This is a genomic window from Achromobacter sp. NPDC008082, assembly GCF_042957345.1.
Taxonomy (GTDB): Bacteria; Pseudomonadota; Gammaproteobacteria; order Burkholderiales; family Burkholderiaceae_B; genus Achromobacter; species Achromobacter kerstersii_A.
This window is the reverse complement of sequence record NZ_JBIBIB010000004.1, coordinates 504,721-524,392: the sequence shown is the minus strand read 5'-3', so window position 1 is coordinate 524,392 and position 19,672 is coordinate 504,721. Positions and strand designations below refer to the sequence as shown.

Annotated in this window: 16 protein-coding genes; 7 read left to right on the top strand and 9 right to left on the bottom strand. The window is 64.4% G+C overall.

The window, feature by feature from the left end:
* Position 1: 1 nt before the first annotated feature.
* The 6 genes from ACFZAI_RS18465 to dapD all read left to right on the top strand — a co-directional run bounded on the left by ACFZAI_RS18465 (position 2) and on the right by dapD (position 6,931).
* Complete coding sequence (locus tag ACFZAI_RS18465) at positions 2–922, top strand: ABC transporter permease (RefSeq protein ID WP_391568323.1); 921 nt, start codon at positions 2–4, stop codon at positions 920–922.
* Positions 919–1,902 (top strand): ABC transporter ATP-binding protein, encoded by a 984-nt coding sequence (locus tag ACFZAI_RS18460; RefSeq protein WP_391568322.1) that lies wholly within the window; start codon positions 919–921, stop codon positions 1,900–1,902. Before ACFZAI_RS18465 ends, ACFZAI_RS18460 begins: the two co-directional genes overlap by 4 nt.
* Entirely contained in the window at positions 1,899–2,909 is a 1,011-nt protein-coding gene (locus ACFZAI_RS18455; protein ID WP_391568321.1) for an ABC transporter ATP-binding protein, read from the top strand. The genes ACFZAI_RS18460 and ACFZAI_RS18455 overlap by 4 nt, the downstream gene beginning before the upstream one ends.
* Positions 2,909–3,814 (top strand): alpha/beta hydrolase, encoded by a 906-nt coding sequence (locus tag ACFZAI_RS18450; protein WP_127183265.1) that lies wholly within the window; start codon positions 2,909–2,911, stop codon positions 3,812–3,814. The genes ACFZAI_RS18455 and ACFZAI_RS18450 overlap by 1 nt, the downstream gene beginning before the upstream one ends.
* A 39-nt stretch (positions 3,815–3,853) precedes the next feature.
* A complete protein-coding gene (locus ACFZAI_RS18445) occupies positions 3,854–4,984 on the top strand; it encodes a M20 family metallopeptidase (RefSeq protein WP_054421233.1) in 1,131 nt (376 codons plus the stop codon).
* A gap of 969 nt (positions 4,985–5,953) precedes the next feature.
* The gene (gene dapD / locus ACFZAI_RS18440; RefSeq protein WP_391568320.1) at positions 5,954–6,931 is read left to right on the top strand and encodes a 2,3,4,5-tetrahydropyridine-2,6-dicarboxylate N-succinyltransferase; all 978 of its coding nucleotides are present in this window, start codon (positions 5,954–5,956) and stop codon (positions 6,929–6,931) included.
* A 100-nt stretch (positions 6,932–7,031) separates the two neighbouring features.
* Here the strand turns inward: dapD and ACFZAI_RS18435 are convergent, their stop codons facing one another.
* Positions 7,032–7,652, bottom strand: a complete 621-nt coding sequence (locus ACFZAI_RS18435; RefSeq protein ID WP_391568319.1) for a hypothetical protein — start codon at positions 7,650–7,652, stop codon at positions 7,032–7,034.
* A gap of 186 nt (positions 7,653–7,838) precedes the next feature.
* A complete protein-coding gene (locus tag ACFZAI_RS18430) occupies positions 7,839–8,693 on the bottom strand; it encodes a class II glutamine amidotransferase (protein WP_391568318.1) in 855 nt (284 codons plus the stop codon).
* Between the two features lie 116 nt (positions 8,694–8,809).
* On the opposite strand from ACFZAI_RS18430, the gene ACFZAI_RS18425 reads away from it, so the two are divergent.
* Positions 8,810–9,871: a threonine aldolase family protein gene (locus ACFZAI_RS18425; RefSeq protein WP_391568317.1), complete on the top strand. Its 1,062-nt coding sequence runs from the start codon at positions 8,810–8,812 to the stop codon at positions 9,869–9,871.
* A gap of 51 nt (positions 9,872–9,922) precedes the next feature.
* On the opposite strand, the gene ACFZAI_RS18420 is transcribed toward ACFZAI_RS18425, so the two are convergent.
* The 7 genes from ACFZAI_RS18420 to atpD form a co-directional block, all read right to left on the bottom strand.
* Positions 9,923–10,765, bottom strand: a complete 843-nt coding sequence (locus ACFZAI_RS18420) for a helix-turn-helix domain-containing protein (RefSeq protein WP_391568316.1) — start codon at positions 10,763–10,765, stop codon at positions 9,923–9,925.
* Between the two features lie 9 nt (positions 10,766–10,774).
* Positions 10,775–12,838 (bottom strand): UvrD-helicase domain-containing protein, encoded by a 2,064-nt coding sequence (locus tag ACFZAI_RS18415; RefSeq protein ID WP_391568315.1) that lies wholly within the window; start codon positions 12,836–12,838, stop codon positions 10,775–10,777.
* Positions 12,839–12,990: 152 nt separating this feature from the next.
* On the bottom strand, positions 12,991–15,063 hold the full coding sequence (locus tag ACFZAI_RS18410; RefSeq protein ID WP_391568314.1) for a primosomal protein N': 2,073 nt from the start codon (positions 15,061–15,063) through the stop codon (positions 12,991–12,993).
* A gap of 369 nt (positions 15,064–15,432) precedes the next feature.
* On the bottom strand, positions 15,433–16,506 hold the full coding sequence (gene hemE, locus ACFZAI_RS18405; RefSeq protein ID WP_054421225.1) for a uroporphyrinogen decarboxylase: 1,074 nt from the start codon (positions 16,504–16,506) through the stop codon (positions 15,433–15,435).
* 150 nt (positions 16,507–16,656) lie between these two features.
* Positions 16,657–17,598, bottom strand: a complete 942-nt coding sequence (locus tag ACFZAI_RS18400; protein WP_391568313.1) for a hypothetical protein — start codon at positions 17,596–17,598, stop codon at positions 16,657–16,659.
* Positions 17,599–17,803: 205 nt separating this feature from the next.
* Positions 17,804–18,229, bottom strand: a complete 426-nt coding sequence (locus tag ACFZAI_RS18395) for a F0F1 ATP synthase subunit epsilon (protein WP_006217064.1) — start codon at positions 18,227–18,229, stop codon at positions 17,804–17,806.
* A 9-nt stretch (positions 18,230–18,238) separates the two neighbouring features.
* Positions 18,239–19,642 carry a F0F1 ATP synthase subunit beta gene (gene atpD / locus ACFZAI_RS18390; RefSeq protein WP_391568312.1) on the bottom strand — a complete coding sequence of 468 codons (1,404 nt, stop codon included), beginning with the start codon at positions 19,640–19,642 and terminating at the stop codon, positions 18,239–18,241.
* Positions 19,643–19,672 lie beyond the last annotated feature (30 nt).

The window sequence follows — 19,672 nt, the reverse complement described above, 5'->3', positions numbered from 1 at the left end:
CATGGCTAACTCTCCCAATCCCGGCCGCACCCGCACCGTCCAGCCCCTGGCTGAGACGCCGCAGCGCGCCTCTATTCTGAAAAAACTGCGTGCGCGCCCCACGGTGCGCGGCTCCGCCATCGCGCTGGCCATTCTGGTGGTGCTGGTGGTGTTCGCACCCTTTTTCGCGCCGCAAAATCCGTATGACCTGGCCAACCTGTCGCTGATGGACGGCCGCCTGGCGCCGCGCCAGGCGCTGATGGACGGCAGCATCGCCTGGCTCGGCACGGACGACCAGGGCCGCGACATGCTCAGCGCCATTCTGTATGGCCTGCGCATCAGCCTGATGGTGGGTCTGTCCGCCGTCGTGCTGGCCACCGCCATCGGCGGCGCAATCGGCCTGATCGCCGCCTATGTCGGCGGCCTGGTCGACACCGTGCTGATGCGCATCGTCGACTTCATCCTGGGTTTCCCGACCATTCTTGTGGCGCTGGTGCTGCTGGTGGTGTTGGGGCGGGGCGTGGACAAGGTGATTCTGGCGCTGGTGCTGGTGCAATGGGGCCACTACGCTCGCATCATGCGCAGCCGCGCGCTGCAAGAGCGCCGCAAGGAATACGTGGAAGCCGCCGCCAACCTGGGCTTTCCGGCCTGGCGCATCATGGTCTTTCACCTGTTGCCCAACTGTCTGGGCCCCGTCATGGTGTTCGCCACCATTCAGATCGCCACCGCCATCGCGCTGGAAGCCACGCTGTCGTTCCTGGGCGTCGGCGTGCCGATCACCGAGCCGTCGCTGGGCCTGCTGATCTCGAACGGTTTCCAATACCTGCTGTCGGGCGACTACTGGATCAGCCTGTTCCCGGGCATTGCCCTGCTGCTGCTGATCCTTTCCATCAACATCGTGGGCGACCGCCTGCGTGAAAGCCTGGACCCGCGACGAGCATGAGCGACATTCTTCTTGATGTGCGCGGCCTGCGCACTGCATTCCATACCGAAGCCGGCGCGTGGCTGGCGGTCGACGGTGTCGACCTTACTGTGCGCCGCGGCGAAATCGTGGGCCTGGTCGGCGAATCGGGTTCCGGCAAATCCGTCACGGGCTTCTCGCTGCTGGGTCTGATCGACCCGCCCGGGGAAGTCGTGGACGGCGAAGTGAAGTTCAAGGGCACCGACCTGCGCAAGCTCACGGAAGAGCAGATGCGCCAGTTGCGCGGCAACCGCATCGCCATGATCTTCCAAGACCCGCTGATGACGCTGAACCCGGTGCTGCGCATCGGCGAGCAGATGATGGAAGCCATCCTCACGCACGAAAACGTGTCGCGCGCCCAGGCCGAGGAACGCTGCCGCGAAGCGCTGGCGATGGTGGGTATTCCGTCGCCCGAAAAGCGTTTGAAAAGCTACCCCCACGAGTTCTCGGGCGGCATGCGTCAGCGCGTGGCAATCGCCATCGCAATGCTGAACAAGCCCGATCTCATCATCTGCGATGAACCCACGACCGCGCTGGACGTCACCATCCAAGGCCAGATTCTCTACCGCATGCAAGAGATCTGCCGGGAACACAACACCGCACTGATCTGGATTACGCACGATCTGGGCGTGGTGGCCGAACTGGCCGACCGCGTGGCCGTGATGTATGCCGGCCGCATTGTTGAAAGCGGCCCGGTTGAACAGGTGCTGGCATCGCCGCGCCACCCCTATACCAAGGGCCTGCTGGATTCGATGCCCGGCGCCACGCAACCCGGCGCGCGCCTGCATCAGATCAACGGCATGGCGCCCAGCCTGGCGGGCCGCCCGTCGGGCTGTGCGTTCCGTCCGCGCTGCACCCGGGTGATCCCGCGGTGCACCGAACAAGCCCCCTCCGTTACCACCGAAGGTCCGCGCAGCTACCGCTGTTACGTGCCGATAGCCCGCGAGGCACAGCAAGCATGAGCCAAGCCGATACTCCCGTCATCGAGCTCAAGAACGTCCACAAGCGCTTCGAGCAGCGACCCGACCTGGCCCAACGCATCCTGGCCCTGACCGGCCGCCCCATCGATCGCCGCACGGTGTATGCCGTCAATGGCGTGGACTTGTCCATCAAGCGCGGCGAAGTGGTTGGCCTGGTGGGTGAATCCGGCTGCGGCAAATCCACGCTGGGCCGCGTGGTGGCGGGCCTGCACCGCCAGACCGAAGGCGAATTGCTGTATCAAGGCCAGGACGCCGTGCGCCTGCGCGGCGCTGAAAAGCTGGCGTATACGCTGGGCGTGCAGATGATTTTCCAGGACCCGCAGGCATCCTTGAATCCGCGTCAGCGCCTGCGCCAGATCCTGGGCGAATCGCTGAAGGTCCACAAGCTGGCGCCGCCTGCCGAGATCCCCGCGCGCATTGACCAGGCGCTAAAGGAAGTGGGCCTGGACGCCGAATACCGCGACCGTTTCCCGCACCAGATTTCCGGCGGCCAACGCCAGCGCATTGGCATCGCCCGCGCGCTGATGGTGGCGCCGAAATTCCTGGTGTGCGATGAGCCCGTTGCCGCGCTGGACGTGTCCATTCAGGCGCAGGTGATCAACCTGTTCATGGACTTGCGCGAACAGCACGGCTTTACGTACCTGTTCATCAGCCATGACCTGGGCGTGGTCAAACACATCTCGGACCGCGTCGCGATCATGTACCTGGGCAAGATCGTGGAGATTTCCACGTCGGCCGAAATCTTCGCACGCGCCAATCACCCCTACACGCAGGCCTTGATGGCCGAAGTGCCGGACGTGGCCCGCCGCGGCCGCAAGTTCACGCCGATCAAGGGAGAAATCCCGTCGCCGCTGAACCCGCCCCCGGGCTGCACGTTCAACCCCCGTTGCCCCCACGCCATGCCGCGCTGCCGCGAGCAGGCGCCGGTCCTGAAAGAAATCTCGGCGGGCCACTGGTCGGCCTGTCACCTGAACGAAGCGAGCGCCTGATGAAACCCTCCGACATGTCCAATGTGGACCGCATCGCCATCGAAATGGGCCATGCGGGCCGCAACACCATTCAGTACATCGACGAAGACCGCAATTCGGATCGTCCCTTCAAACTGCAAACGTACCGCCCGTACGGCTACACGCCGGACCGCCCGGTCGTCATCGTGCAGCACGGCGTGCTGCGCAATGGCGATGAATACCGCGACTTCTGGGTCGAAGCCGCCGACAAGCACAAGCTGCTGATCGTGGCGCTGACGTTCTCCAACGAAATCTGGCCCGGCGTTGAAAGCTACAACAACGGCCGCGTGTTCTCGGCGGGCGGCAATCCGCGCCACATCGATGGCTGGACGTATGCGCTGGTGGGCAACGTCATCAAAGACATGATCGACGGTGAAATCACCGACGGGCAGAACGTCTACCTGTTCGGCCATTCGGCTGGCGGCCAGTTCGTGCACCGCTTGATGAGCAGCCAGTCGCACGCGCCGTTCAAGGCCGTCACGGCCGGCAACCCCGGCTGGTACACGTTGCCCACGTTCGACTATCCGTTCCCCGAAGGCATGGACGGCGTCGGCCTGACCGAAGAGCATCTGGTGAAGCTGCTGGCTTATCCGATGACGATTCTGGCGGGCGACCAGGACATCGCTACCGACGACCCCAACCTGCCGTCCGAACCCGCCGCCATGCGCCAAGGCCCGCACCGCTTCGCGCGCGCCAAGAACTACTACGAGTTCGGCAAGCAGGAAGCCGAGCGCCGCGGCGTGCCGTTTGGCTGGACGCTGCAAGTGGTGCCCGGCATCGGCCACGACGGCCGCGCCATGTCGGCCGTGTGCGCCAGCCTGTGGTTCGACGGCAAGATGCCCGACGACGCCGAACTGGCCCGCCTGGCCGGCCAGCAGGTCGCCTGATCGCCCTTTCTTTTTTCATTGCTGAAACCCGATACCGCCATGTCCAACACTCAGAGCACTGAACAGATCGTCGCTGGCATTCAAAGCTGGCTGCAATGCGAGTCGCCGTCGAACTTCCCCGACGGCATCGCCGCGATGGCGCGCATCATCGCCGACTACGCAGCCGCCGCCGGCCTGACCGTGGAGTTGTCGTCGCTGGGCCCCACCACGGGCCCGCTGCTGTACGCAACGAACCGCGCGCCTGGCGACACCCGCCCCGGCATCCTGATCCTGGCGCACATGGACACGGTGCATCCGGTGGGCACGCTGCTTGAGAACCCCGTGCGCATCGACGGCGACCGCCTCTACGGCCCGGGCAGCTACGACATGAAGGCCGGCATCTACCTGGCGCTGACGGCGCTGGCCGGCGTGGCGCGCCCCGGCGCGACGCAACTGCCGGTGGACTTCCTGGTGGTGCCCGACGAAGAAACCGGCAGCCACGCTTCGCGCGTACACATCGAACGCTTTGCCGCCAACGCCAAGTACGCGCTGGTCTGCGAACCGGCCCGCCCGAACGGCGGCAAGTGCGTGACGGCGCGCAAGGGCACCGGGATGCTGAACCTGAACGTGAAGGGCCGCCCGGCGCACGCCGGCATGCAGCACGAGAAGGGCCGCAGCGCGATCCGCGAAATGGCGCACCAGGTGCTGGCGCTGGAAGCGATGACCGACTACGACCGCGGCATCACGGTCAGCGTGGGCACGATCGCAGGCGGCACCGTGACCAACACCGTGCCGGCCCTGTGCCGCTGCGTGGTGGACTTCCGCGTGCCGGACATGGGGGCCGCGGAAGACGTGCTGCGCCGCATGCGTGAGTTGTGCGCAGTGGGTCCGGACGTTGAACTGGACATCAACGTGGAACTGAATCGTCCGCCGATGGTGAAGACGGAAGCGGCTTCGGCACTGTTGGCGCTGGTGCAGGGTTATGCGGATCGGGCCGGTTTCCTGCTGGAAGACGCGCCGATGACGGGGGGTGGCAGCGATGCCAACTTTACGTCGGCAATGGGGATTCCGACGCTGGATGGATTGGGCGCTGATGGCGACGGGGCGCATACGTTGAATGAGTATGTGCTGGTGTCTACGTTGGAGCAGCGGTTGAAGTTCTGGGAATTGTTGTTGAAGGAACTGGCTTAAGTTTTTTTGTTTTGGCGGGTGTTGGTTCTTTAGACGCCTGTGAGGCCGGTGCCCTGGGATGCGCGGGGCAACGATTGCGGTCCGGAGCCTTCGCTCCGGACGCTCCCTTCGTCATCTTCGTCACCCGCCGTTGGCGGGTTCCTTCAGATTCCCTCGGGCTTATCGACGCCCCGCGCATCCCAGGGCACCGGCCTCACAGGCTCTGGAAGTTGCAATCTGACGTCAGCTGGGGCGAATGGTTTGCTTAGGGTTCTCACCACGGGATTTGGGTGGTGGAAGATTTTGCGGGGCCCGCCCCCGGCCGGCCGCGCGGGCGGCCTTTGGGGGCTTACGCGTGGTGAGACGTCGTCGCGGTGTTCGCTTCGCGTATGGCTGCACTTTGGGTTTTCTTGATGGCTTGCCGCGCTTCATCCATGCATGCGCCATCCCCCGAGGCACGGCCACCCATTGAACTCCGGTGCGGTGGCGCGCGACGGGTCTACACGCGCAAGTCAGTGGCGTACGCGCGCCACCCCTCTACCCCCCAAAAAAAGTGCGGGGGACCATTAGCAAACAACTCGCTCACATTCGCGAAAGCGACCACCGCGCAAACGCCCACAGATGCGTAAGCCGAGTAAGGCCGCCCGCGCGGCCGCCACTCGGCGGGCCCCGCAGCACTCGTGGCTTAGGCACACCCTAGCAGCGCATCGAACCAAGACGGCAGCAGTCCGTCGTCGGGGTGGGCGTGACGGCGCGCAACCTCGATGCGCCCGAGGGAATCCGAAGGGAGCCGAGGGCGGACGAGGATGACGAAGGGGCAGTCCGGAGCGAAGGCTCCGGACCGCAATCGTGGGCGCGCGCCGTCACGCCCACCCCGACGACGGGCGGCCTACGAAGACCTACCGCCATCCCCAAGAAAACCAAATGCAGTCTGACACCAGGAATTCACATCGCCTAGAATTCCCCATCCGTCTCTTATCTCGAAAAATCATGTCCGCCGCCCCCCTCAGCGCCATCGCCTACGGCCTTGCCACGTTAGCCTCCGATGGCTCCGTTCTTGATACCTGGTATCCGCGCCCGTCGCTGGCCGATCACACGCCCGCTGCCGGCACGCGCCATCTCACGCCTGAAGAAGCGCGTGCTGCGCTTGGCGAGCATGTGCCGACGGCGCTCATTCGTGACACCCGCCGCAAAGTCGATATCGTTGGTGTCCGCACCGCCATCGCCTCGCTGGATGAACCGCCCGCCGACGCACATGACGCCTACCTCCGGCTGCATCTGCTCAGCCATCGCCTGATCCGCCCGCACGACGCCAACCTTGATGGCTTGTTCAGCGTGTTGTCCAACGTCGCATGGACGTCTGTTGGCCCTTGCGCCGTTGATCAAGTGGATGCGCTGCGCTGGCAATTGCGCGCCACCGGGCAGACGCTGGAAATCCGCGGCGTGGACAAGATTCCCCGCATGACGGACTACGTCGTGCCTGCCGGCGTGCGTATTGCCGACACCGCGCGCGTGCGGCTGGGTGCGCACTTGTCGCCCGGCACCACCGTGCTGCATGAAGGGTTCTGCAACTTCAATGCAGGCACGCTGGGCGCCTCCATGGTTGAAGGCCGCATCAGCGCAGGCGTCATCGTCGATGACGGCAGCGATATTGGCGGCGGCGCGTCCATCATGGGCACCATGTCGGGCGGCGGCAAACAAGTCGTATCCATCGGCAAGCGCTGCCTGTTGGGCGCGAATTCCGGCATTGGCATTTCGCTGGGTGACGATTGCGTCGTCGAAGCCGGCTGCTACATCACCGCCGGCACGCGCGTGCTAACGCCCGAAGGCGCCGTCGTGAAGGCCGCCGCACTCGCCGGCCAGCATGGCCTGCTGTTTCGCCGCAACTCGCAAACGGGCGCGGTCGAAGCGCTGGTGCGCACGGCGGCGTGGGGCACGTTGAACCCGGCGCTGCATTCCGGGCATTGAAGGCAACGTCCAAATGGAAAAGGGCCGCGACGTTCAGCGGCCCTTTCTTATTTCCCGAACATCAAGCGCGCCCGTTACGCCGCTTGTGGGGAGGTACCGCTCAGGCGTATTCCGCCGTCTGTCCCAACTGGTCATACACCAGGTTCACCAGCAGATCGGAGCTGAGAATCCGCGTGCCCAGGCACGAAAACACGGTCTTGCCGTTGTCGTCTTGCAGCGTGATCGTCTCGGTCCAATCGTTCAGGTCAATGCGTTGCAGCGACTCGAAGGACCAGGTCATGCCATCCATGTGCAGGCCTTCGGCCGACAGGGCCAATTCCTGCGTTTGCAGGCTGGGAAACTCACCGGCCTCGATATAACGGAACGTCACGCGCTCGCCTTCCGCGATTGCAGCTTCCAGCACCGGCAGGCGTTGCGCGACGTAGCGCGAGCGGAACGCATCCAGGAACTGGGCAAACTCGCTGACGTCGCCAGACACAATGGTCCAGTCCTGCGCCGCGTGCGTGCGGTAGGCAAATTGGTTGATGGGACCTGCCGTGGCGTTCGGCCCGGAGGCGAACAGGCAAAGATCCAGAACATCCGCGAACGCGGTGTATTGACGTGCGTCGCCTTGCTGGCGAACCACACCTTTGTCATGCAATTCAAAGCGAACCGGGGCGCTCCCCGTGTGCGTAAACACCGCCAATGCGTCTGAGACCTGCGGGGTTTTGCTATCAGTCATGCAACTTCCTTATTGAGTTGGGGTGCTTTCGCGGCCCAGGACGTCGCAAAGTCATGCGACACGCATTCTCCCCTATATGGGCGAGGCGTGCTTGATGACCCCAATATATCGCTCGCTTTCGGCCGTTTTTGACCCAATTACCTTGCCCAACGGGCAAATGCGTCAACAAACGCGCGGGCAAATGCGTCATTCACCCGGCGGAATCGGCGTGAACGGATAGTGCGTCACATCGCCCTTGCCCGCGATGATCGCGGTGGCCTCTGGCACTTCTTCCCATACACCGGGCATCTCGCTCAGCGGTTCAGACAGCAGCAGGAAAGCGTTGTCGTCCAGCGTCGCGAGTTGTGCATTATCGGGATAGAGCTCGCGCAGATGCCGCACGCAGGTGTTGTGAAACAGCGTGCGCGAATCGCCTTCGCTGGAATAGCGCACCGCAATCAGCCGCTCGCCGTCCAGCGCGCACACGGTCATGTTGATGGGATGCGCCACGCCGTGTCTGCGGCCCGTCTCTTCCACCGCGCCAACCATGCGGGCCAGCGCAGGGATGGGGTCTTCCTCCAGGCCAAAGGTCAGCGCCAGCAGGAACATCACTTCAGAATCGGTGGACCCCTCCAGCGACCCGAAGTACGCCGGCGCAATCATCAGCATCAGGTCACGGCGCAGCAGCGGATAGTCGCGGATCAGGCCGTTATGCACGAACAGCCACTGGCCATGCCGGAACGGATGGCAGTTGGTTTCTTGCGCGGGCGTGTCGGTGGCCGCGCGGATGTGCGCCACAAACAAGGATGCGTGAATCGCCCGCGCGGCTTCGCGCAGATTGCGATCGTTCCATGCGGGGTGCACGCTGCGGTAGCGAAAGGGCGCATCCGGCGGCACATCCGCCTGCGGCCGCCCATACCAGCCCAGCCCGAAGCCGTCCCCATTCGTTGTGGTGGCGCCCAGCCGAGAATGCAGGCTCTGGTCGATCAGCGAGTGCTTGGCCTTGAACAGCACACTCTCCATCTGCAAGGGACTACCGGTGTAAGCCAGCCAACGACACATGATGCGCTCCTTCAGGACAGACTGCCCAGTGTAGGAGCCACCTGCAATTTTCTACAAGCTTGCGTGACCAGGCCCCGGCATAGTGTCCCCTTTCCCGATCACTGTGGAACCGCAACTTGAACACGCCCTCATCCGTCCCCGCCCTGCAACAGGGCTTTTCCAGCGACAACATCGCGGGCGCAAGCCCTGAAGTCATGGAGGCATTGCTGCGCGCCAATGCCGGTCAGGCTCCGGCCTACGGCGCCGATGACGGCTCGCTGCGCGTGCAACGCAAGCTGGCCGAGATCTTCGAACATGACGTCGAGGTGCTGCTGGTGCCCACCGGCACCGCCGCCAACTCGCTCAGCCTGGCCGCCATGACGCCGCCGTGGGGCGCGGTGCTGTGCCACACGCAAAGCCATATCGCCAACGATGAATGCGGCGCGCCGGAATTCTTTACCAATGGCGCGCGGCTGATGCTGCTGGGCGGCGAGGCCGCGAAGATCGACCCGGTGCAGTTGGCGGCGGAAGCCCGCCGCAAAGTGGGCGACGTGCATTCCGTGCAACCGTCGTGCGTCAGCATTACTCAGGCGACCGAAACCGGCAGCGTCTATACGCTGGACGAGATCCAGGCCATTGGCGGCATCTGCCGCGACGCGGGCCTGCCGCTGCATATGGACGGCGCGCGCTTTGCCAATGCGCTGGTCAGCCTGGGCTGCACGCCGGCCGAGATGACGTGGAAGGCGGGCGTGGAAGCGTTGTCGTTTGGCGCAACGAAAAATGGCGTGCTGGGCGCCGAGGCCATCGTGCTGTTCAACCCGGCGCGCGCACGCGAACTGGCGTTTCGCCGCAAGCGCGGCGGCCATCTGTTCTCGAAGATGCGTCTGCTGTCCGCGCAGATGGAAGCGTATCTGAACGACGATTTGTGGCTGAAGAATGCGCGACAGGCCAACGCCATGGCCACGCGGCTTGCCGCGGGCATGCAAGGGCTGCCGGGCGTCACGCTGCAAGGCCCGGCCGATGCCAACATCCTGTTCTGCCAATTGCCCGCCCGCGCTATCGAGGGCCTGCTGGAACAAGGCTTCCGTTTCTATCACGACCGTTGGGGCCCGGGCGTGGTGCGTCTGGTCACGTCGTTCGCCACGCAGGAACAAGAGGTGGATTACTTCCTGTCGGCGTTGCGCGCGCAGGTGGCCTGAGCCACTACGCGGCCAAACTGCGCGCTGCGGTGCAGTGCGCTGCGCCGCTCGCTACACCGCAGGCGAAGGTGCGGAAGGCTGATACGCCGACGGCGGTGCGCCATAGGCCATTCGAAAGGCGCGGTTGAAATGGCTCTGGTCATAAAAGCCCACGTCCGCCGCCACCTGGGCCACCGACACGCGCGCGGTGGCCAGCGCCGCGCAGGCGTGCTCCAGCCGCAGCCGCACCAGCCATGCGTGCGGCGTCAGGCCTACGGCCTGCGTGAAGCGCCGAAGAAACTGAAAGCGGCTCAAGCCGCACAGCGACGCCAGGTCGTCCAAGCCGATCTTCTCGCACAGATGCGCGTGGCAATAGTCGCGCACCGCGCGCCGATGCACGGGCGCCAAGCCGCCCTTGACCTCTTGTGGCCGGACTTCGCCGGTGCGCGCGAACAAGGCCCCCATCAGCGCCAGCGATTGCGACTGCTGCGCCAAGGGTTCGTCCTGCGCGCCTGACATCCATGCGCTGTGCAAAGCCATGAAGCGGTACGCCAGCGCGGCGTCTTCGATCAGCGTGCCAAGAAAGCGCTCATCAGCGGCCGCCCCCGACACATCTTCGATGAAGCCTCGCATCAGTGCTGGCGACAAGCGAAAGGTCTTCAAGGTATAGGCCGCGCCATAGTCGCTGACGCCTGCGCCGTCGTGGATTTCACCGGGCGGCATCAAGGCAAGGCTGCCTGGCCCCAACAAGATGCTCTTACCGCGCACGTGCTGCCGTTGCACGCCCTGAGTCACCAGGCCGATGTGATAGTCCTCGTGATAGTGGCGGTCGAATTGGAATTCGCTAAGCCGGGCCTGGCCCAACACCAGACCAGGGGTGCCGGGCACGGGGCGGTAGCGGACGTCGTCTTTCATGACGCGGGGCTACTTCTTCAACAAGGCCTTCAGCATGGCCATGCGTTCTTTGGGATTCATGGCGGCTGTGGCCTCGTCTTCCTGGATGCGCACGTCGCCCAGGCCCATTTCTTCGATGAAGCGCGACGGTTCGCGCACCAGGTCTTCGCGCGCACGGCGGCGGCGTTTGCACCAGCTCAGGTTCAGGCTGCGCTGCGCGCGGGTGATGCCCACGTACATCAGCCGGCGCTCTTCCTGAATGCGCGACGCCAGATTCTCGGCCGCGCGCGCCGGGTCGCCCACTTCGTCGTCTTTGCCCAGGTGGGGCAGCAGCCCCTCTTCGACGCCGGCCAAATACACGTGCGGATACTCCAGCCCTTTGGACGCATGCAAGGTCGACATCTTGACGGCGTCGGGCTCGTCTTCTTCGCCGCGTTCCAGCATCGTCACCAGCGCCACGTGCTGGACCAGATCGAAGAGCGACATGTTGTCTTCTTCGGCCTTGCGCTTGAGCCAGCCGGTGAGCTCCAGCACGTTCTGCCAGCGCGTCTGCGCGGGGCGTTCTTCGAACAGCTCGAACAGATGGCGCTCGTACTGGATGGCTTCAAGCAAGTCGTCCAGGATGACACCCGCCGGTTCCGCCGGCGCGGCGTCCTTGCCCGATGCCGCGCCACGGCCGGCGCGCCACTGCATGCGCCGGATGAATTCCGCGAACGTGCGTAGCGGTTCCAGCTGGCGCGGGGCCAGCAGGCTTTCAATACCGGTTTCGGCCACGGCCGACAACAAGGACTGCTCGCGCGTGGCCGCGTATTGGCCCAGCACCTGCAAGGTTGCCTGACCGATGCCGCGCTTGGGCGTGGTGGCCGCACGGATGAAGGCGGGGTCGTCGTCGTCGTTGGCCAAGAGCCGCAGGTACGCCAGCACATCGCGCACTTCGGCCTTGTCGAAAAAGCTCTGCCCGCCCGAGATCGTGTACGGAATCTTCAGGTTGCGCAGCGCCTGCTCCAGAATGCGCGACTGATGATTACTGCGATACAGAATGGCGAAATCTTTCCACTGCGCCTGACGCTCGAAACGCGCGGCCGAGACCTTCATGGCGATGGATTCCGCTTCCTGCTCTTCGCCGTCCATGGCCGACACCAGAATCGGTTCGCCCACGCCCAGCTCGGACCACAGCTTCTTTTCGAACAGCTTGGGATTCTTTTCAATGACCTGGTTAGCGGCCGCCAGAATGCGTTGCACCGAACGGTAATTCTGCTCAAGCTTGATGAGCTTGATGTTGGGGTAATCGGTGGTGAGTTTCGCCAGGTTTTCAATCGTGGCGCCGCGCCAGGCATAAATGGCCTGGTCGTCGTCGCCCACCGCCGTGAACATGGCGCGTGAACCCGTCAGCAATTGCACCAGCCGGTATTGGCACACGTTGGTGTCTTGATATTCATCTACCAGCAGGTAACGCACGCGGTTCTGCCAGCGCGTGCGCACTTCTTCGTTGCTGGCCAGCAGCAAGGCGGGAATGCGGATCAGGTCATCGAAATCCACCGCCTGATACGCCGCCAGCGTGGCGGCATAGCTGCGGTAGACATTGGCGGCTTCGACATCGCCGGGCGTCACGGCTTCGCGCGCGGCGTCGTCCGGTTCCAGCAACGCGTTTTTCCACAACGAGATAATGCCCTGCACGTGGCGCAGGCGCGCCTTGTCGGTGGTGGCCAGCAGTTCCTGGATGATGGACATGGCGTCATCGGCATCCAGGATGGAAAACGTGGGCTTAAGCCCTGCGTTGCGCGCTTCTTCACGCAGCATCTTTACGCCCAGCGAGTGGAACGTGCTGATGATCAGGCCCTTGGACAGCTTGCGGTCGACCAGCGTCTTCACGCGTTCGTCCATCTCGCGCGCGGCCTTGTTGGTGAAGGTCAGCGCCACCACGTTGCGGCCCATGTAGCCGCATTCGCGCAGCAGATAGGCGATCTTCTGCGTGATGACGCGCGTCTTGCCGCTGCCCGCGCCAGCCAGCACCAGACAGGGGCCGTCAAGGTACAACACCGCCTCTTTCTGGGCGGGGTTCATACCTTGCGCAATGGTTTCGCTAGCGGACATTTTTGAGTGGAAGGGTGATGCGAGGCGGGCCGCCAGCTTGCGCTGACGCCCGCGTGAGCGGGGTCGTCATGCGGCGGCGGCCACGCCCGCGCGATAGAGGATAAAGATCATAGATCAATCAGTTGGAGCACGCATCGGTACAGACCGAGGCGTCAGATCTCCAGCGGATCGACCTCCAGTTGCCAACGCACGCGCGCCTCGTTGGCGATGTACGGCAGGTGGTGCGACCACGACGCCAGGAAGGCCTGCAAGGCCGGCCGGCTGCTGCTTTCCACCAGCAACTGCGCGCGCTCGATGTTCGCCACGCGCACCACGCGTAGCGGCACGGGGTCATACAGCATGATGGCGTCCAGGCCCGGAAAGTCCGCCGACCATTCGCCCTCTGGCAACACGCGGGCGCGCTCCAGGAATGCCTGCGCCACCTTCAGCTCGCGCGCTTCGGCCGTCAGCAGCGCCTGATACACAAAGGGGGGCAGGCCCGTGCTTTCGCGTTCATGCAGCGCATGGCGTGCAAAGCCCGCGTAGTCGTGACGCAGCAGCGCCTGGTAGACGGGCTGCTCGGGGTAGCCCGTCTGGATCAGCACCTCGCCGTTGCCTTGATGGCGGCCGGCACGGCCCGCCACTTGCATCAGCTGCGCGAACAGGCGTTCGGGCGCACGGAAGTCGTGTGCGAACAGCATCGAATCGGAATTCAACACGCCCACCAAGCCCAGCCGCGCGAAGTCATGGCCCTTGGCCACCATTTGCGTGCCAACCAGGATATCCACATCGCCCGCATGCACCGACGCGAAGAGCGCCTCGGCGCTGCCCTTCTTGCGCGTGCTGTCGGCGTCGATACGCAGAATGCGCGCTTCGGGGAACAGCTCGGCCAGATGCTCTTCGATGCGCTGCGTGCCACGGCCCATCGGGGCCAGATCCTGGTCACCGCATTCGGGGCAGGCGCGCGGCACCGGCGCCTGGTAACCACAGTGGTGGCATTGCAGGCGATGGCCGCGGCCGTCCGTGCGGTGCAACACGGTAAACGCGGTGCAGCGCGGGCAATTGCTGACCCACGCGCACGACTGGCAATGCAGCACGGGCGAATAGCCGCGCCGGTTCAGAAAGATCAGCGACTGCTCTTTGCGCTCCAGGCGCAGCCCGATGGCTTCCAGCAGTTGCGGCGACATCCCGTGCTTCATCTGTAGCCGGCGCGTGTCCACCAGCCGCATGGACGGCAGCGTGCTGGACCGGGCACGGCCCGGCAGCGTCAGGCGCAGGTACCGGCCGCGTTCCGCGTGCTGCCAGGTTTCCAAAGACGGCGTAGCCGAACCCAGCACCACGGGTATGTTCAGATCATGTGCGCGCCACACAGCCAGGTCGCGCGCCGAATAGCGCAATCCGTCTTGCTGCTTGTAAGACGCGTCGTGCTCTTCGTCCACCACGATCAAGCCCAGCTTGCCAAGCGGCGCGAAGATCGACATGCGCGTGCCCAGCAGCATGCGGGCGTCGCCGCGCTGGGCGCGGGCCCAGGCTTGCAGGCGTTCGCCGTCCGACAGCCCGCTATGCATGACGGCTAGTCCATCCGGCCCCACCAACGCTTCCAGACGCGCCCGCAACGCGCCTTCCAGCTGTGGGGTCAAATTGATTTCCGGCACCATCAGCAGCACCTGCCGCCCTTGGGCCAGCACTTTTTCGGCCGCCCGCAGATAGACCTCGGTCTTGCCGCTGCCCGTCACGCCATGCAGCAACACGGGTTTGAACCCCGTCAGCGCGCCGATGGTATCCACGGCCGTGCGTTGCGCGTCGTTCAATTCCGGCGGCTGATCGGCTTTGGCGGGCGCGCGTGCCGCCTTGCGCTTGCGGTTGTCCAGGCGCGCCACCGGGCCGCCTGCCGACCGCTTGCCCTGATACGCCGTCGGCTTGCGCAACGGCGGCGGCAGCGTCGGCAACATCACTTCGCCCAGGGGCCGCTGGTAGTACTCGGCCGCAAAGCGCGCCAGTCGCAGCCAGTCTTCGTCAAAGGGCGGCAAGTCGTCCAGCACCTGCTCGATGGGCCGGATCTGTTTCGGGTCGAACGACGGTTCGGCCGGGTTCTCCACCACCACCCCGACCATCTTGCGCCGCCCGAACGGGACGATGACCCGCAAGCCCACCGGGACCGGCGCATCGCTGCGGTAGTCGAAGGGGCCGGGCAACGGCACGTCCAGCGCCACGCGCACCCAGCAAACAGCGGCGGGAGTCGGCATAGACGGCAATTCAGACATGGATGCTCGGAAGGATCATGGGGCGGGCGTGGCCTGCAAGACGGAAAAGGACGGGAGAATGGCGCGGCCGGGCAATTGTCGCCCGGCGGACGCAGCTTGCTCCAGCCCCGCCTGTGGATAACTTTGGGGAAAAGGCTGGAGCAACATCAAATTTTGGAATAAGCCTAGATTGCGCAGCACGATGCAATCCGGTGGAAAACTCAACTTTTAGCTTTAAAAACAACAGCTTAAAGCGGCTTCCAAGATTGTAAACCAGGTTATAAAGGGTTTTCCCCGAGCGAAATCTTGCTGTGCACAAGTGCTCGCCGGGGCCCTCAAACTTCGGCCCTTCGGACCGAAGCGTCCACTCACTTACCCCCGCAGCGAGCGGCTGTGTTGGTGGACTTCGTCGACCAATTCGGCTACCGCTTCTGGCGGCGTGAAACGCGAAATGCCGTGTCCCAGGTTGAACACGTGGCCGCCCTTGCCCACCGGGCCGAAGGCATCCAGCACGCGGCGGGCTTCCGTGCGAATAGCTGGGCCGCCGCCAAACAGCGCCATGGGGTCCAGGTTGCCCTGGAAGGCCACGGAGTCGCCCGTGCGGCGGCGCGCAGCCGCCAGGTCAACGGTCCAGTCCAGGCCCACGGCGTCGCAACCGCAAGCGGCGATCTGCTCAAGCCATTGGCCGCCGCCCTTGGTGAATACGATGACCGGCACGCGGCGGCCTTCGTGTTCGCGGGTAAGGCCGGCCACGACCTTCTTCGTGTAGGCCAGCGAGAATTGCTGGAACAGGCCATCCGCCAGCACGCCGCCCCAACTGTCGAACAGCATGACGGCCTGCGCGCCCGCGGCGATCTGAGCGTTCAGATATTGCAGGGTGGCTTCGGCGTTGATTTCCAGGATGCGATGCAGCAGGTCAGGACGCGAATACAGCATCGTCTTGATCAGGCGGTAGTCGTCGCTGCCCTTGCCTTCGACCATGTAGCACGCAATGGTGAACGGGCTGCCGGCAAAGCCGATCAGCGGCACCTTGCCGTCCAGCTCGCGCCGGATGACGCTGACGGCGTCAAACACATAGCGCAGCTTGTCCATGTCAGGCACGGCCAGACGGGCCACGTCTTCTTCGGTGCGCACCGGGTGCGCGAACCGCGGGCCTTCGCCTTCCGCAAAGTCCAGGCCCAGCCCCATCGCGTGCGGCACGGTCAGGATGTCCGAGAACAGGATGGCGGCGTCCAGGTCAAAGCGCGCCAGCGGCTGCAATGTGACCTCCATGGCGTAGTCCGGATTTTGAGCCAGGCCCATGAAGGAACCTGCGCGCGCGCGCGTGGCGCGGTACTCGGGCAGGTAGCGACCCGCCTGGCGCATCAGCCAGATCGGGGTGTAGGGCACGGGCTCGCGCAAGAGCGAGCGCAAGAACACATCGTTCTTCAAGCTGGAAGCAGACACGACTATCCTCGATGATCGGAAGCCGTGATTTTACTTCCCCTAGCTGACAAGGCGCGGCAAGCCGGAAAGCACGGTTTGCCGCGCCTCAAGACCGGTGCGCAAGTCGCGGTTCACCGCGCAATGTTCACCAAGCAATGTGAGCCGCAGCACTCATCCCAAGATCCGCCGCACGTGCGCGGCATGCCGGTACGGCGCGGCTTCGATGCCGTGCTTTTGCATCAGCGCCCAGAATGCGCGCCGATGCTTGGCGCAAGCCCGGGCCGCCTGCGCCACGTTGCCGCCATGCCGGGACAACGCGCGGCAAATGTAATCGCGCTCGAACCCGTCCACCACACGCGCCTTGGCCAGACGAAACGATTCCTGGGCGGGGAGTTGGCGGGGGTCTCGCCGCAGATCGCCATACGGGTCTGGCGGCGGGCCCCATTGTGGGTCCAGACGCAAATTTCGCCGGTGATCGAGACGGGGGGCTTGCCGCGGGCTGCGTCTGGAATAGCCATCCCACTCCCGCACTCCCGCCAAGGCATCTTCCAACACATCCGCAGAGACTCGCGGCCTTGCGGCGTCCCTCAGGGCTGCAATGCCGCTGCCCGCGGCGTGATAATCGGCCGACGGTTCTTGCACGCCCGCCCGCAACGCCTGCCGCCAGAGCAGTGGCCGGCCCAGGCGCCCCAGACGCACACGCATGCTTTCCAAACACGCGGGCTGCGCAATGAAGTCCGCCGCGCCCAAGCCAAGCAGGTCTTCGATGGCGGGCGCTTTCATGCCGTTCATCAACAGCAGAATGGGGGTGGTCAGCAACGCCCCGGCTTGCGACAGCGCCATGCGCGCCCAGGCTACCGAAGACGGCGCAACGGGAAGGATGCAGCTGTCGTATCGCCGCAGCGAGACCGCGAGCCGCGCCAAGGCCTGCACGTCTGGCGAGGTGTCTGCCGCAGCCGGGGGAGTATCTGGCGCAGCCGCCGCCACGCAGGCCAACGGCACCACGTGCAGCCGGATGCGTGGCAGCTCACCCCGATGCAGGGCCACCCACTCGCGCATGTCATCTTCGTGGCCGGGCGCCAGCAGCACGCCGCAATCCAGGACTTTTCGCACGCTTTCCCCTTTGGCTCAATTGGCAAAGTTGAAGGCTACTGGTGCGGAACCGGGCCAGCTATTCGTATCGAACGCATTGCGGTCGCCCCGCCGGGCGATGCAGATAAAAACGTCATGGGCGTGCTGCAAATGCGCGCGCATGAAAAAAGCGGCCCATGGCCGCTTTTTCCAAACCGGGGCGAACCCCGGCGTACTGCTTTGCCGCTTAGTGCGAGCGACCGCCTTGGCGCAGCTTACGCGCCGCGATGGCTTGCGCAGCCAGCATGGCGAGTTCGGCTTCGACAACCGCGATGTCAGCCTTGTCCTTGGCGTTCGCAAGGGCCTCTTCGGCCTTCTTGCGCGCTTCCACGGCGCGGGCTTCGTCCAGGTCGGAAGCACGGATAGCGGTGTCGGCCAAAACCGTCACGCTGCCCGGCTGCACTTCCAGAATGCCCCCGGCGACGAAGATGTTTTCCTCGCCTTGGTCGGCACGAACGATCTTGACCGTCCCGGGGCGTATGCGCGAAATCAGCGGGGTGTGGCCGGGCAGAATGCCCAGTTCACCCGCTTCGCCAGGCAGCACCACGAACTTCGCCTCACCGGAGAAGATCGCTTCCTCTGCGCTGACGACATCCACATGCAGGGTAGCCATATCGGTTCCTTATTGCAGTTTCTTGGCCTTCTCGAAGGCCTCGTCGATCGAACCGACCATGTAGAAGGCCTGTTCCGGCAGGGAATCGCACTCGCCGTTCACGATCATCTTGAAACCACGGATGGTTTCAGCCAGCGGAACGTACTTGCCCGGCGAGCCGGTGAACACTTCAGCAACGTGGAACGGCTGCGACAGGAAGCGCTGGATCTTACGCGCGCGGGCCACGGCCTGCTTGTCTTCCGGCGACAGTTCGTCCATACCCAGAATCGCGATAATGTCGCGCAGTTCCTTGTAGCGTTGCAGCGTTTGCTGCACGCCACGAGCAACCGAGTAGTGCTCTTCGCCAACGACTTGCGGGTCGAGCTGGCGGCTGGACGAATCCAGCGGGTCCACGGCCGGGTAGATACCCAGCGAAGCGATGTCACGCGACAGCACGACGGTGGAGTCCAAATGCTGGAAGGTCGTGGCAGGCGACGGATCGGTCAAGTCATCCGCAGGGACGTACACGGCCTGGATGGACGTGATCGAGCCCGTCTTGGTCGACGTGATGCGCTCTTGCAGCTTGCCCATTTCTTCAGCCAGCGTGGGCTGGTAGCCCACGGCCGACGGCATACGGCCCAGCAGTGCGGACACTTCGGTACCGGCCAGGGTGTAGCGGTAGATGTTGTCCACGAAGAACAGGATGTCACGGCCTTCGTCACGGAACTTCTCGGCCATCGTCAGCCCGGTCAGCGCCACGCGCAGACGGTTGCCCGGGGGTTCGTTCATCTGACCGAACACCATCGCGACCTTGTCCAGAACGTTCGACTCTTCCATTTCGTGGTAGAAGTCGTTGCCTTCACGGGTACGCTCACCCACGCCGGCAAACACCGACAAACCGCTGTGCTGCTTGGCGATGTTGTTGATGAGTTCCATCATGTTCACGGTCTTGCCCACGCCGGCGCCGCCGAACAGGCCGACCTTGCCGCCCTTTGCGAACGGGCAGACCAAGTCAATAACCTTGATGCCGGTTTCCAGCAGTTCCACCGACGGCGACAGTTCGTCGAAACGGGGAGCCGATTGGTGAATGCCACGCTTTTCTTCGTGTTGGATCGGGCCGGCTTCGTCGATGGGACGACCCAGCACGTCCATGATGCGGCCCAGCGTGCCGGTGCCGACCGGCACCGAGATCGGGGCGCCCGTGCCGGTGACCTTCATGCCGCGGCGCAGGCCGTCGCTGGAGCCCAGCGCAATGGTACGCACCACGCCGTCGCCCAACTGTTGCTGCACTTCCAGCGTCAGACCCTTTTCGGCGAACGACGAAGACTCGTCCTCAGCCAGAGTAAGCGCTTCATAGATTTTGGGCATGTGATCGCGGGGGAACTGAATATCCACCACGGCGCCGATGCACTGAACGATGGTTCCGTTGCTCATGTCGATTCCTTGCTTGATAGCTTTAGACGG

Bases quoted from the DNA above. Each gene is read 5' to 3' on its own strand.
- ACFZAI_RS18465 (WP_391568323.1), top strand. From the start codon at position 2: ATGGCTAACTCTCCCAATCCCGGCCGCACCCGCACCGTCCAGCCCCTG.
- ACFZAI_RS18460 (WP_391568322.1), top strand. From the start codon at position 919: ATGAGCGACATTCTTCTTGATGTGCGCGGCCTGCGCACTGCATTCCAT.
- ACFZAI_RS18455 (WP_391568321.1), top strand. From the start codon at position 1,899: ATGAGCCAAGCCGATACTCCCGTCATCGAGCTCAAGAACGTCCACAAG.
- ACFZAI_RS18450 (WP_127183265.1), top strand. From the start codon at position 2,909: ATGAAACCCTCCGACATGTCCAATGTGGACCGCATCGCCATCGAAATG.
- ACFZAI_RS18445 (WP_054421233.1), top strand. From the start codon at position 3,854: ATGTCCAACACTCAGAGCACTGAACAGATCGTCGCTGGCATTCAAAGC.
- dapD (WP_391568320.1), top strand. From the start codon at position 5,954: ATGTCCGCCGCCCCCCTCAGCGCCATCGCCTACGGCCTTGCCACGTTA.
- ACFZAI_RS18435 (WP_391568319.1), bottom strand. From the start codon at position 7,652: ATGACTGATAGCAAAACCCCGCAGGTCTCAGACGCATTGGCGGTGTTT.
- ACFZAI_RS18430 (WP_391568318.1), bottom strand. From the start codon at position 8,693: ATGTGTCGTTGGCTGGCTTACACCGGTAGTCCCTTGCAGATGGAGAGT.
- ACFZAI_RS18420 (WP_391568316.1), bottom strand. From the start codon at position 10,765: ATGAAAGACGACGTCCGCTACCGCCCCGTGCCCGGCACCCCTGGTCTG.
- ACFZAI_RS18415 (WP_391568315.1), bottom strand. From the start codon at position 12,838: ATGTCCGCTAGCGAAACCATTGCGCAAGGTATGAACCCCGCCCAGAAA.
- ACFZAI_RS18410 (WP_391568314.1), bottom strand. From the start codon at position 15,063: ATGCCGACTCCCGCCGCTGTTTGCTGGGTGCGCGTGGCGCTGGACGTG.
- ACFZAI_RS18395 (WP_006217064.1), bottom strand. From the start codon at position 18,229: ATGGCTACCCTGCATGTGGATGTCGTCAGCGCAGAGGAAGCGATCTTC.
- atpD (WP_391568312.1), bottom strand. From the start codon at position 19,642: ATGAGCAACGGAACCATCGTTCAGTGCATCGGCGCCGTGGTGGATATT.